Raw genomic sequence first — 14003 nt, 5'->3', positions numbered from 1 at the left:
ACGAATTTGCTCGGCTTATAATTAATTAACGGAAAGTCATTTATTTCCAACCCGTAATAGTAGTGCCAACTACCCTCCAGAGCAAGAAAAAGGACAGTACTGTGGTCGCCCCAAAAATCCCGCGTCAGATCTCCCCCCCTTTAATGGCGTTGCTGATGGCCGCCACCCTGGCCGCCTGCTCCAAGCCGCCCGAGAAAACCGAGGACATCCGTCCGGTGCGGGCGATTGTGCTCAGCAGCAGCGACGTCGATGTCAACGCCGAGTTTTCCGGCGAGGTGCGGGCCCGCGTCGAATCGCGGCTGGGCTTCCGCGTCGCCGGCAAGATCGTCAGCCGCAAGGTCGACGTCGGCACGTTGGTCAAGAAGGGGCAGGTGCTGATGCAGCTCGATCCGCAGGATTTGCAATTATCGCAGGCGCAGTCGCTGGCCGCGCTGCGCTCGGCTGAAACCAGCCGCGACCTGGCCAGGGCCGAGTTGAAGCGTTATCAGGAATTGCGCACCAAGAACTTCGTCAGCCAGGCCGTGCTCGACGAGAAGGAGTCCACCTTCAAGTCGGCGCAGTCCAACGTCGAGGCGTCGCAGGCGGCCTATCGCGGACAATCGAACCAGGCCGGCTACGCGGCGCTGGTGTCCGATGTCGACGGCGTCGTGACGGCGGTGTCGGCCGAAGCGGGCCAGGTGGTGCAGCCCGGTACCGAGGTGGTGCGCGTGGCCAAGGCCGGCGACAAGGAGATCGTCATCGGTTTGCCGGAAGATAAGGTCGATTCGCTGCGCAAGATTTCGGACGTGCACGTGCGGCTGTGGGCCGATCCGGGCAAATCGGTGATCGGCAAGATCCGCGAGATTTCGCCGGTGGCCGATCCCGCCACCCGCACCTACACGGCCAAGGTGACGATTCCGGACAGCCTGGCAGAAGCCAAGCTGGGCATGACGGCCGTGGTGCGGTTCGCGTCGAAGACGGCCACGCCGCAGATCAAGGTGCCGCTGACGGCGCTGTTCAACGAGAAATCGGTGACATCGGTCTGGGTGGTGGAGGGCGGCGTCGCCAAGCTGGTGCCGGTCACCGTCACCGGCGCCGCCGGCAACGACCTGATCCTGGGCAGCGGCGTCAAGCCGGGCCAGACCATCGTGACAGCCGGCGTGCATCTGCTGAAACCGGGCCAGAAAGTGAAGATCCTCGGTAACGATGTGCCGGTGGCGGCACCCGCGCCGGCCGCACCGGTCGTGCCGGCGGCGCCCGCAGCCGGGGCCGCCAAATGAAGGGCTTCAACCTCTCACGCTGGGCGCTGGAACACATTCCGCTGACACGCTATCTGATCGCCGTGTTGCTGATCGGCGGCGCCCTCAGTTACGGCAACCTGGGCCAGGATGAAGACCCGCCATTCACCTTCCGGGCGATGGTGGTGCGCGCCAACTGGCCGGGCGCGACCGCGCTGCAGGTGGCCGAGCAGGTCACCGACAAGCTGGAAAAGAAGTTGCAGGAAACACCGGGCATCGACGAGATCAGCAGCTATTCGAAGCCGGGCGAGACGCTGATCATCCTCAAGCTGCTCGAATCGACGCCGCCGAAGGACGTGGCGCAAGCCTGGTACCAGGTGCGCAAGAAGATCGGCGACATGCGCGGCACCTTGCCGCCGGGCGTGCAGGGGCCGTTTTTCAACGACGAGTTCGGCGATACCTACGGGTCGATCTTCGCGCTGTCGGGCGACGGTTTCACCTATGCCGAGATGAAAGACTACGCCGATTTCGTGCGCCAGCAATTGCTGGGCGTGAAGATGGTGTCCAAGGTCGAGCTGTTCGGCGTGCAGGACGAGAAGATCAACATCGAGTTCTCGCACAAGAAGTTTTCCCAACTGGGCATCCCGATCGAGACCATCGCCAACCAGATCGCCGCGCAGAACAGCGTCGAGTCGACCGGGGTGCTGGTCACGCCGACGGACAACCTGCAGGTGCGCGTCACCGGCGCGTTGAAAACCGTCAAGGACCTGGAGGAGATGGAACTGCGCGCGAACGGCACCACGTTCCGCCTGGGCGACTTCGCCACCGTCAAGCGCCAGTACCAGGACCCGCCGGGCGACAAGATGCGCTTCAACGGCAAGGAAGTGATCGGCCTGGGCGTGTCGATGGAAAAGGGCGGCAATATCATCGAGCTCGGCAAGCACATGGAGAAGACCGTGGCCGAGATGAAGGCCAAGCTGCCGGTCGGTATCGAGCTCGAACGCGTTTCCGACCAGCCCGAGGCGGTCAAGGCCTCCGTGGGCGAGTTCGTCCACACCTTGATCGAGGCGGTGCTGATTGTGCTGGCCGTCAGTTTCGTCGCGCTCGGCCTGCACACCAAGCCGTTCCGCCTGGATATCCGTCCCGGCCTGGTGGTGGCGCTGAGCATCCCGCTGGTGCTGGCGGTGACCTTCCTGTTCATGCGCGTGCTCGACATCGACCTGCACAAGATTTCGCTGGGCGCGCTGATCATCGCGCTGGGCCTGTTGGTGGACGACGCCATCATCGCCGTCGAAATGATGGTGCGCAAGATGGAGGAGGGCATGTCGCGCTTCGACGCGGCCACCTTCGCCTACACGTCGACCGCGATCCCGATGCTGACCGGCACCTTGATCACCGTCGCCGGCTTCCTGCCGATCGGCCTGGCCAAGTCGGCCGCCGGCGAGTACACGTTCTCGCTGTTCTCGGTCAACGCGTTGGCGCTGATCATTTCGTGGGTGGTGGCCGTCACGTTCACGCCTTACCTCGGCTTCATCTTGCTGAAGGTTAAGCCGCACGCCGACGGCGCCAGCGAGCACGACCTGTTCGACACGCCCGGTTTCCGCCGCTTCCGCGCGGTCGTCAACTGGTGCGTCGAGTTCCGCAAGACCACCATCGTGCTGTCGCTGGCGGTGTTCGCGCTCGGCGTGTACGGCTTCAACTTCATCGAGAAGCAATTCTTCCCGGATTCGAGCCGTCCCGAACTGATGGTCGAGATGTGGACGCCGGAAGGCACGACCTTCGCCGCCAACGAGGCGCAGGTGAAGAAATTCGAGGCCTTCATCCGCAAGCAGCCGGGCGTGGTCAGCGTGACCAGCTATGTCGGCACCGGCAGCCCGCGTTTTTACCTGCCGCTGGACCAGATTTTCCCGCAGACCAACGTCTCGCAGATCGTCGTCCTGCCGAAGGATTTGAAGGCCCGCGCCGAGTTGCGCCAGAAGATCGTCGATGTCTTCAAGGTCGATTTCCCCGAGGTGCGCGGCCGGGTCAAACTGTTGCCGAACGGGCCGCCGGTGCCGTATCCGGTGCAATTCCGCGTGACCGGCACGGAGGTGGCCAAAGTGCGCGCGATCGCCGACCAGGTCAAGGACATCATGCGTGACAACCCGAACACGCTGGGCGTCAACGACAACTGGAACGAGTCGATCAAGGTGCTGCGGTTGGACCTCGATCAGGACAAGATGCGCGCCGTTGGCGTGACTTCGCAAACCGTCATGCGCGCCGCCAACACGATTCTGTCCGGCACCACCGTCGGCCAGTTCCGCGAGGACATCAAGCTGGTCGACATCCAGATCCGCCAGCCGATCGACGAGCGCAACACGATCTCGATCCTGAACGACACCAACATCCCGACCGCCAGCGGCAAGTTCGTGACGATCAGCCAGCTGGCGCGCGCGCACTTCGTGTGGGAGCCGGGCGTGGTGTGGCGCGAAGGGCGCGAATGGGCGATCACCGTGCAGGCCGACGTCGGCGACCATATACAGGGACCGACCGTGTCCGGCCAGATCGATCCGAAGTTGAAGGCGCTGCGCGACGCGCTGCCGGCCGGCTACAAGATCACCGTCAAGGGCGCGGCGGCCGACAGCGGCTCGGCCGAGGCGTCGATCGCGGCCAACCTGCCGCTGGCGATCTTCATCATCTTCACGTTGCTGATGTTGCAGTTGCACAGCTTCTCGCGGGCGCTGCTGGTGTTCCTGACCGGTCCGCTCGGCGTGGCGGGGGCGGCGATGGCGCTGCTGTTGCTGGGCCGTCCGCTGGGCTTCGTCGCCAACCTGGGCATCATCGCGCTGTTCGGCATGATCATCCGCAACTCGGTGATCCTGGTCGACCAGATCGAGCAGGACATCAAGGCCGGCCACGATCCGTGGACGGCGATCGTCGAATCGGCGGTGCGGCGTTGCCGTCCGATCATCCTGACGGCCGCCGCCGCCGCGCTGGCGATGATCCCGTTGTCGCGCTCGGTCTTCTGGGGCCCGATGGCGGTGGCGATCATGGGTGGCCTGATCGTGGCGACCGCGCTGACGTTGTTGTTCCTGCCGGCGCTTTATGCCGCTTGGTTCCGGGTGAAAAAGCCCGCCAAATAGGCAAATACAAGGCGATACACGGTAAATTCACGGTAAATTCACGGGAAAATAAGCGAAAAACGGCGGAATGGTGGGGTTAGTTTAAAAATCACCACATTTCGCTAAAAAACCCGTTAGAATACCGCGTTGAAGTTGAAAGCTCCCACGGAGAATAGTGGGGCCGGGGCGACCGTTTTCACTTACGAGTCGCCCTTTGCTTTTGTGCAAACATGCCGCGAGGATGGCGAAATTGGTAGACGCACCAGGTTTAGGTCCTGACGCCAGCAATGGTGTGGGGGTTCGAGTCCCCCTCCTCGCACCAACTGTATTACTATTTTTTTGGACGATTTTTACATGGCAACTGCAGTCGAAACCTTGGGCAAACTCGAACGTCGTATCACGATCTCCTTCCCGCTGACCGAAGTACGCAGCGAAGTTGAGAAGCGCCTGAAAGTGCAAGCCAAAACGGCTAAGGCACCAGGCTTCCGTCCGGGTAAAGTTCCTCTGAAAATGGTCGCAGCACAGTACGGTTATCAGATCGAGACCGAAGTGTTGAACGACAAAGTTGGCCGCGCTTTCAACGACGCCGCAAACGAAGCCCAGCTGCGCGTAGCTGGCTACCCGAACATCCAGCCTAAGGAAGACTCGCCAGAAGGCGTGCTGACCTTCGACGCGACGTTCGAAGTCTACCCGGAAGTCGTCGTTGGCGACCTGACCACGGTGGAAATCGAAACCGTCAAGGCCGACGTCTCCGAAGCCGAGATCGACAAGACCATTGAAATCCTGCGCAAGCAGCGCGTGCACTTCCACACCAAGGGCGAAGCCGGCGAACACGGCGACGGCGGCGAGCCTGTGGCCGCCAACGGCGACCGCGTGACCGTCGACTTCGTCGGCTCGATCGACGGCGTTGAGTTCCCAGGCGGCAAAGCCGAAGACTACCCGTTCGTGCTCGGCGAAGGCCGCATGCTGCCGGAATTCGAAGCCGCCACCGTCGGCCTGAAGGTTGGCGAAGCCAAGACCTTCCCGCTGGCTTTCCCGGAGGACTACCATGGTAAAGACGTCGCCGGCAAAACCGCGTCGTTCACCATCACCTTGAAAAAGCTGGAATGGGCGCACCTGCCGGAAGTCGACGCCGAGTTCGCCAAGTCGCTGGGCGTGGCCGACGGCGACGTCGCCAAAATGCGCGAAGACATCAAAGTCAACCTGGAACGCGAAGTGGCCGGCCGTGTCAAGGCCCGCAACAAGGAAGCCGTCATGGACGCGCTGGTGAAAACCGCCACCCTGGACGTGCCACAGTCGCTGATCGCCCAGGACAGCGAGCGCCTGGCCGAAATGACCCGCCAGGACATGGAACAGCGCGGCATGAACGTCAAGGACGTGCCATTCCCGCAAGAACTGTTCGCCGAAAAGGCCGAGCGTCGCGTGCGCCTGGGCCTGATCCTGTCGCAACTGGTCGGCGAGAACAAGCTGCAAGCCCAGCCCGAGCAGGTCAAAGCGCAAGTCGAAGACTTCGCCCAGAGCTACGAAGACCCGCGCGAAGTGCTGAAGTACTACTACAGCGATCGCCGCCGTCTGGCCGAGGTGGAAGCCCTTGTATTGGAAGAAAACGTCGTCAACTACGTCCTGGGCCTGTCGAAGACTTCGTCCAAGGTCGTGGCCTTTGACGAACTGATGGGAAGCAACGCTCAAGCGTAATTCAGCACCGGCCGGAGCCGGCGATACGCACCAAGTTGACTATAACAATTTGGTGTAATATTGCCTTTCCGGCCTAGCTGCTTCACAAGGAAATAGAATGACTGGTTTTAACCGTAATCCGGCGCTGGACACTGAAATGCTCGGCCTGGTGCCGATGGTGGTCGAACAAAGCGGTCGCGGCGAGCGTTCGTACGATATTTACTCGCGCCTGCTCAAGGAACGCATCATCTTCATGGTCGGTCCCGTCAACGACCAGATGGCGAACCTGGTGGTCGCGCAGCTGCTGTTCCTGGAAAGCGAAAATCCGGACAAGGATATCTCGCTGTACATCAATTCCCCCGGCGGTTCGGTCTCGGCCGGCCTGGCGATCTTCGATACGATGCAGTTCATCAAGCCTGACGTATCGACCTTGTGCACCGGCATGGCCGCCTCGATGGGCGCCTTCCTGCTGGCCGCCGGCGCCAAGGGCAAGCGTTTCTCGCTGCCGAACTCGCGCATCATGATTCACCAGCCTTCCGGCGGTTCGCAGGGCATGGCATCCGACATCGAGATCCAGGCCAAGGAAATCTTGTATCTGCGTCATCGTCTGAACGCCATCATGGCCGAGCGCACCGGCCAAACCGTCGAGCAGATCGCCAAAGACACCGATCGTGACCGTTTCATGTCGGCGGAAGAGGCTGTAGAGTACGGATTGATCGACAAAATGTTGTCCACCCGGGCTTGATGCTTTCATCGCAGCGTTGCTGCGCAGTATTGCTGTAAAACGCGCCCGGGCGATCAATCGTTCGGGCGTTTCGTTTTTATTTCGGGTAGCATGTAGTGGTAGGCGGACTTTTCCGGAACGCCACACACGCTGCAACAGCAAAGCCATTCTGTAACTCAAAGAAAACTGCCCCATGTCAGACAAAAAATCCTCCAGCGGCGAAAAATTACTGTACTGCTCGTTTTGCGGCAAGAGCCAGCACGAGGTAAAGAAACTCATCGCCGGCCCGTCGGTGTTCATCTGCGACGAGTGTATTGACCTGTGCAACGACATCATCCGCGACGAGACCTCGGCCATCGAGTCGGTCGCCGGCGCCAAGTCGGACCTGCCAACCCCGCATGAAATCAAGGACTTGCTGGACCAGTACGTCATCGGCCAGCAAACCGCCAAGCGCATCCTGTCGGTGGCCGTGTACAACCACTACAAGCGTCTGAAGCATCTGGGCAAGAAAGACGACATCGAACTGGCCAAGAGCAACATCTTGCTGGTCGGTCCGACCGGCTCGGGCAAGACCCTGCTGGCGCAGACCTTGGCGCGCATGTTGAACGTGCCGTTCGTCATCGCCGACGCCACCACGTTGACCGAAGCGGGCTATGTGGGCGAGGACGTCGAGAATATCATCCAGAAACTGTTGCAGAGCTGCAACTACGACGTTGAGAAAGCGCAACGCGGCATCGTCTACATCGATGAGATCGACAAGATCTCGCGCAAGTCCGACAACCCGTCCATCACGCGCGACGTGTCGGGCGAGGGCGTCCAGCAGGCGCTGTTGAAGCTGATCGAGGGCACGATGGCGTCGGTGCCGCCACAAGGCGGGCGCAAGCATCCTAACCAGGACTTCGTGCAGATCGACACCACCAACATCATGTTCATTTGCGGCGGCGCGTTCGACGGCCTGGCCAAGGTCATCGCCAACCGTTCGGAAAAGTCGGGTATCGGCTTCTCGGCCAGCGTCAAGAGCAAGAAGGAACGCAACGCCAGCGAAGTGCTGCTGGAAGCGGAACCGGAAGATCTGATCAAGTTCGGCCTGATCCCGGAACTGGTCGGCCGTCTGCCGGTCGTCGCCACCTTGTCGGAGTTGACCGAGGAGGCGCTGATCCAGATCCTGATCGAGCCGAAGAACGCGCTGGTCAAACAGTACGCCAAGCTGCTGGACATGGAAGGCGCCGAGCTGGAGATTCGTCCGGCCGCGCTGCACGCGATCGCCAAGAAGGCGCTGGCGCGCAAGACCGGCGCCCGTGGCCTGCGTTCGATCCTGGAACACGCGTTGCTGGACACGATGTACGAGCTGCCGAATGAAACCAATGTCACCAAAGTGGTTATCGATGAGAATACGATCACCAGTGGTGCCAAACCTTTATTGATATACCAAGATCAGGCCAAAGCCTCTGGTGAGAATTAAATAACTTGTGCACACTTGCCCCACGCCGACGCAAAATTCATTTCGCATCCGTGGGGCAAGGCGGTACAATTTAAATCAATAAAAGAGCAGGCTTCATTCGAAAAGCCACACGTGACAGCCGCTGTCGCGCGTGGCTTTTTTATTGGATGGTTCTTTTAGATTGGGCTGGCGGCTTAGAAAAAACTCTTTTATATGAGAATTATTTCTTGCGGTTCGGTCTTGTGATTCGGCATATCAGCGCCCACATCATAATCACGCTTTCACATAAGGTACGCCATGACAACTTCCAAATTAACAGAGCAAACTCAACTGCCGTTATTGCCCCTGCGGGACGTTGTAGTTTTCCCGCATATGGTGATACCGCTGTTCGTAGGTCGACCCAAGTCGATCAAGGCGTTGGAAGCCGCAATGGAGCAGGGCAAGAGCATTATGCTTGCCGCGCAAAAAGCGGCCGCCAAGGACGAACCTTCTGCCTCCGATATTTACGAGATCGGCTGCGTGGCCAATATTCTGCAAATGCTGAAGCTGCCCGACGGCACCGTGAAGGTGCTGGTCGAGGGCTCGCAGCGCGCGCGCATCAACCGCATCACCGACGCGCCGACGCACTTCGTGGCCGACCTGACGCCGCTCGATTCCGAGCTGGGCGACGATTCGGAAATCGAAGCGATGCGCCGCGCCATCGTCCAGCAGTTCGACCAGTACGTCAAACTGAACAAAAAGATCCCGCCTGAAATCCTCGCTTCGCTGTCGGGCATCGACGACGCCGGCCGCCTGGCCGACACCGTCGCCGCGCACCTGCCGCTCAAGCTCGAGCAGAAACAGGTGATCCTGGAAATCTTCAGCGTCGCCAAGCGCCTCGAGCATCTGCTGGGCCAGCTGGAAGGCGAACTCGACATTCTGCAGGTCGAGAAGCGCATCCGTGGCCGCGTCAAGCGCCAGATGGAAAAGTCCCAGCGCGAGTACTACCTGAACGAACAGGTCAAAGCCATCCAGAAGGAACTGGGCGAGGGCGAGGACGGCGCCGACCTGGACGAGCTCGAGAAAAAAGTTGCGCTGGCCAAGATGCCGAAAGAGGCGCTGGACAAGGCCACCGCCGAACTGAAAAAACTCAAGCTGATGTCGCCGATGTCGGCCGAGGCGACCGTGGTGCGCAACTACATCGACACCCTGGTCAGCCTGCCGTGGAAGAAGAAGTCCAAGGTCAACAACGACCTGACCAACGCCGAGAAAGTGCTCGAGGGCGATCACTACGGCCTGGACAAGGTTAAAGAACGCATCCTGGAATACCTCGCGGTCCAGCAGCGCGTCGACAAGCTGAAAGCGCCGATCCTGTGCTTCGTCGGTCCTCCGGGCGTGGGTAAAACCTCGCTGGGGCAGTCGATCGCCCGCGCCACCAACCGCAAGTTCGTGCGCATGGCGCTCGGCGGCGTGCGCGACGAGGCCGAGATCCGCGGCCACCGCCGTACCTACATCGGCTCGATGCCGGGCAAGGTGCTGCAGTCGCTGGCCAAGGTCGGCGTGCGCAATCCGCTGTTCCTGCTGGACGAGATCGACAAGATGGGCGCGGACTTCCGCGGCGATCCGTCGTCGGCCCTGCTCGAGGTGCTGGACCCGGAACAGAACCACACGTTCTCGGACCACTACATCGAAGTCGACTTCGATCTGTCCGACGTGATGTTCGTGGCGACGTCGAACTCGTACAACATTCCGCCGGCGCTGCTCGACCGCATGGAAGTGATCCGCCTGTCCGGCTACACGGAAGACGAGAAGACCAGCATCGCCCAGCGTTACCTGCTGCCTAAACAGATCAAGAACAACGGTCTGAAGGAAGACGAGATCGCCGTTAGCGAAGCGGCGTTGCGCGACATCATCCGCTACTACACCCGCGAAGCCGGCGTGCGGTCGCTGGAACGCGAAGTGTCGAAGATCTGCCGCAAGGTGGTCAAGATGCTGCTGCTGAAGAAGTCGGAGAAGAAGGTCGCCGTCACGCCGAAAAACCTGGACAAGTTCCTGGGCGTGCGCCGCTACGACTTTGGCGTGGCCGAGAAGGAAAACCAGATCGGCCAGGTCGTCGGTCTGGCGTGGACCGAGGTGGGCGGCGATCTGCTGACCATCGAGGCCGTGCAGATGCCGGGCAAGGGCGGCGTCATCCGCACCGGTACCTTGGGCGACGTGATGAAGGAGTCGATCGAAGCGGCCCGCACCGTGGTGCGCAGCCGTGCCAACCGCCTCGGCATCAAGAACGAAGTGTTCGAGAAGAGCGACATCCACATTCACGTGCCGGAAGGCGCGACGCCGAAGGACGGTCCTTCGGCCGGCGCGGCCATGACGGTGGCGATGGTGTCGGTATTCACGGGCATTCCGGTGCGCGCCGACGTCGCCATGACGGGCGAGATCACGCTGCGCGGCGAGGTATTGCCGATCGGCGGCCTCAAAGAGAAACTGCTGGCGGCCCAGCGCGGTGGCATCAAGACCGTGCTGATCCCCGAGCAGAACGTCAAGGACCTGGCCGACATTCCGGACAACGTCAAGAACAAGCTGGAAATCGTGCCGGTGCGTTGGATCGACAAGGTGCTGGAAATCGCGCTCGAGCGTCTGCCTGAGCCGTTGACCGAGACCGCGCCGGTGGAGGCGGTGGCAGCCGCCGCCGCCAAAGCCGACGGCCAAACAGAAGTGGTAAAACACTAACTTTTGTTCGTCATTAGTATCTGGTATTACAAAAACAGGCGCTTTTATAGCGCCTGTTTTTTATTTTGGCCCACTTTTCTACAGTGCAGTGCTTGACACGACACGGGGCTGGCTTGTTTAATACGGCCTGAGATTTTTCTCGGCCGGCGCTGCGGTTTTAAATACCGGAGTTTAGCGGCTAAACGATATAACCTTTGTGACGGGGAATTGCTTTGAATAAGACTGAATTGATCGACCATATTGCCACTTCCGCTGACATCTCGAAAGCCGCCGCCGCACGCGCGCTGGACGCGGTGATCGACGGCGTGACCACGACCCTGCAAAACAACGACAGCGTGACCCTGGTCGGCTTTGGTACCTTCTCCGTGAGCGAACGCGCTGCCCGCACCGGCCGCAATCCACGCACCAAGGAAGAGATCACCATCGAAGCAGCGAAAGTTCCTAAATTTAAAGCTGGTAAAGCTTTGAAAGATGCTGTAAACTAACGGACTTCGGTGAGCAGCTCATGTAAATGAGGGGTTCACTGGAACAAAATGCGGCAAAACGGGCGGTTAGCTCAGTTGGTAGAGCGGAGCCCTTACAAGGCTTAGGTCGGGAGTTCGAGCCTCTCACCGCCCACCAGTTTTGTCGTAGCAGCAAGCAGTACCCAGTGTTTTGTTGGAGCGGTAGTTCAGTTGGTTAGAATACCGGCCTGTCACGCCGGGGGTCGCGGGTTCGAGTCCCGTCCGCTCCGCCAACAAAATGCGCATGCAAGTGCAGGACCAAAGGAGCGGTAGTTCAGTTGGTTAGAATACCGGCCTGTCACGCCGGGGGTCGCGGGTTCGAGTCCCGTCCGCTCCGCCAAGAACAAGATACCCCGCAGCTTATAATGAGCTGCGGGGTTTTTCTTTTGCGCGCCGGGTTTATCCCACGGCACCGACTTGAATATCGCGGGTCCGGCTTTATATTATCCGCGATATGAACCGTTATTAACTTTGTGGTGAATATGCTCACGCCGCCGGACAGGCGCGTGCGGCCGGGCCGTGACGGCCGGCGGCGGCGGTGCCGTTCTGTCATGATTTACCCTTGCTATAGAGGGTGCCTCGCTGTAAAATCCGCCAACCGGAATTGGCGAACGCGAGTTCGCCTTTTTTGTATGTGCAAGTTCCACTCAATCCGAATTGGCTGACCATGTTTGAATTTATTCGTACCCATCAACGCTTGATGCAGATTCTCCTGGCGATCATCATCGTACCTTCGTTCGCGTTAGTCGGTCTCGAGGGCTACAAGGGCTTCGGCGACGACGCCACCACGATCGCCAAAGTCGCCGGTCAACCGGTGAGCCAGCAAGAGTTCGACAACGCGCTGCGCAACCAGCTCGACAGCTACCGCCAGCGCATGGGCGCGCAGTTCGACCAAAAGATGTTCGATACGCCGGAATTCAAGCAAAACCTGCTCGACCAGCTGATCGCCGAGCGCGCGATCGCCGCCGAGGTCACCCGCTCGAACCTGAGCGTGAGCGACGTCCAGCTGCAAAAGGCCATCACCGAACTGTTCGGCGGTCCGGGCACGTTCGACATGGAACGCTACAAGCAGATCCTGGCCGCCCAGGGCTTGACCCCGGCCATGAACGACGCCCGCATGCGCCGCGACATCGCCCTGCAACAGCTGGCCGGCTCGGTGCAGAGCACCGCGTTCGCCCCGCGCAGCGTCGCCAAGACGCTGTCGGACATCGGCGCGCAGGAACGCGAAGTGCAGGAACTGCTGCTGCCGGTCGCCGATTTCGTGCCGCAGGTCAAAGTCACCGACGAGATGGTCAAGGCCTATTACGACAAGAACGGCAAGTTCTTCGAAGTGCCGGAACAGGCCAAGATCGAATACGTGGTCCTCAACAGCGACGCCGTGATCAGCCAGATCGCCGTCACCGACGCCGAAGTCGCCACCTACTACAACGCCAACCAGGCCGCCTTCACGACGCCGGAAACGCGCCGCGCCGCGCACGTGCTGGTCGCCTTGAAGAAAGGCGCCAACGCCGCCGAGACCGCCGCCGCCAAGGCCAAGGCCGACGCCATCGTCGCCGAGCTGCGCAAGAGTCCCGCCGACTTCGCCAAGGTCGCCAAGGCCAAGTCGGAAGACCCGGTCTCGGCCGAGCAGGGCGGCGATCTGGACATCGTCACCAAAGGCGTGCTGCCGGCGCCGGTCGAAGCGGCCGTCATGAAGCTCAAGCAGGGCGAGATCAGCGACGCCGTGCAATCGGAGTTCGGCTTCCACGTGCTGACCGTCAGCGCGCTGACGCCGGCCGTCGTCAAGCCGCTCGACGCGGTCAAGGCCGACGTGGCCGAGGCGCTGAAAAAGCAGAAGGCCGCCAAGAAATACTCGGAAATGGCTGAAACCTTCACCAACACCGTCTACGAGCAGTCCGACAGCCTGAAGCCGGTCGCCGACAAGCTGGGCCTGAAGATCGAAAGCGCCGCCAACGTCTCGCGCAATCCATCGCCGATGGCCGGCCCGGCGCCGTACAACAACGCCAAGTTCCTGGCCGCGCTGTTCTCCAACGATTCGATCAGCAGCAAGCGCAACACGGAAGCGGTCGAAGCCGCGCCGAGCACCCTGATCGCCGGCCGCATCGTCGAATTCAAGCCCGCGGCCAAGCGTCCGCTGGCCGAAGTCGATGCCGCGATCCGCCAGCGCGTGACGATGGAAGAAGCCGGCAAACTGGCCACCAAAGCCGGCGCCGACAAACTGGCGGCGTTCAAGAAGTCGGGCGACGCCGCAGGTTTCGGCGCGGCCAAGCTGGTTTCGCGCGCCAAGGCCGAAGGCATCAACGGCCTGGCCATGCAGGAAGTCATGAAAGCCGACACCAGCAAGCTGCCGGCGTACGTTGGCGTCGACGTGCCGGGCATGGGCTACGGCATCTACCGCATCGGCAAAGTGCAGCAGCCGGCCGAGCAGGACGTCGAGCGCCGCAAATCGGAAGCCGAGCAGATCAGCAGCATCGTCGCGCAGCAAGAGATGTACGAATACATCCAATTGCTGAAGCAACGCGCCAAGGTCAAGGTGCTCAAGCCGATCCAGACCGCCGCCGTCACCGAAGTGAAATGAGTTTGAATTAGCAAGAAAAAAGCCCCGGACGCCAAAACGTCCGGGGCTTTTTTGTT

8 protein-coding genes and 4 tRNA genes are annotated in these 14003 nt (G+C 60.8%); all 12 read left to right on the top strand.

Annotation, left to right across the window (positions count from 1 at the left end):
- Window positions 1-101 precede the first annotated feature (101 nt).
- Window positions 102-1259 carry an efflux RND transporter periplasmic adaptor subunit gene (locus BMX85_RS14340; protein WP_229210455.1) on the top strand — a complete coding sequence of 386 codons (1158 nt, stop codon included), beginning with the start codon at window positions 102-104 and terminating at the stop codon, window positions 1257-1259.
- Window positions 1256-4339 carry an efflux RND transporter permease subunit gene (locus BMX85_RS14335; RefSeq protein ID WP_090319079.1) on the top strand — a complete coding sequence of 1028 codons (3084 nt, stop codon included), beginning with the start codon at window positions 1256-1258 and terminating at the stop codon, window positions 4337-4339. Before BMX85_RS14340 ends, BMX85_RS14335 begins: the two co-directional genes overlap by 4 nt.
- A gap of 214 nt (window positions 4340-4553) precedes the next feature.
- A tRNA-Leu gene (locus tag BMX85_RS14330) sits at window positions 4554-4640 on the top strand.
- 32 nt (window positions 4641-4672) lie between these two features.
- Complete coding sequence (gene tig, locus BMX85_RS14325) at window positions 4673-6013, top strand: trigger factor (protein WP_090320073.1); 1341 nt, start codon at window positions 4673-4675, stop codon at window positions 6011-6013.
- Window positions 6014-6110: 97 nt separating this feature from the next.
- The gene (gene clpP / locus BMX85_RS14320; RefSeq protein WP_090319075.1) at window positions 6111-6737 is read left to right on the top strand and encodes an ATP-dependent Clp endopeptidase proteolytic subunit ClpP; all 627 of its coding nucleotides are present in this window, start codon (window positions 6111-6113) and stop codon (window positions 6735-6737) included.
- 172 nt (window positions 6738-6909) lie between these two features.
- Complete coding sequence (gene clpX / locus BMX85_RS14315) at window positions 6910-8178, top strand: ATP-dependent Clp protease ATP-binding subunit ClpX (protein WP_090319072.1); 1269 nt, start codon at window positions 6910-6912, stop codon at window positions 8176-8178.
- A 276-nt stretch (window positions 8179-8454) separates the two neighbouring features.
- Window positions 8455-10866 (top strand): endopeptidase La, encoded by a 2412-nt coding sequence (gene lon / locus BMX85_RS14310; RefSeq protein WP_090319070.1) that lies wholly within the window; start codon window positions 8455-8457, stop codon window positions 10864-10866.
- Window positions 10867-11078: 212 nt separating this feature from the next.
- Window positions 11079-11351 (top strand): HU family DNA-binding protein, encoded by a 273-nt coding sequence (locus tag BMX85_RS14305; protein WP_090319067.1) that lies wholly within the window; start codon window positions 11079-11081, stop codon window positions 11349-11351.
- 60 nt (window positions 11352-11411) lie between these two features.
- A tRNA-Val gene (locus tag BMX85_RS14300) sits at window positions 11412-11487 on the top strand.
- 38 nt (window positions 11488-11525) lie between these two features.
- Window positions 11526-11602 (top strand) — tRNA-Asp (locus BMX85_RS14295).
- 30 nt (window positions 11603-11632) lie between these two features.
- Window positions 11633-11709: transfer RNA gene (locus BMX85_RS14290), tRNA-Asp, on the top strand.
- 327 nt (window positions 11710-12036) lie between these two features.
- The gene (locus BMX85_RS14285; protein ID WP_090320070.1) at window positions 12037-13947 is read left to right on the top strand and encodes a SurA N-terminal domain-containing protein; all 1911 of its coding nucleotides are present in this window, start codon (window positions 12037-12039) and stop codon (window positions 13945-13947) included.
- Window positions 13948-14003: the final 56 nt, after the last annotated feature.

It is taken from the genome of Duganella sp. CF517, from assembly GCF_900110275.1.
In the GTDB taxonomy this organism is placed as follows: Bacteria; Pseudomonadota; Gammaproteobacteria; order Burkholderiales; family Burkholderiaceae_D; genus Rugamonas.
The sequence above is the reverse complement of the archived record's forward strand: the minus strand, read 5'-3'. Positions and strand labels throughout refer to the sequence as shown.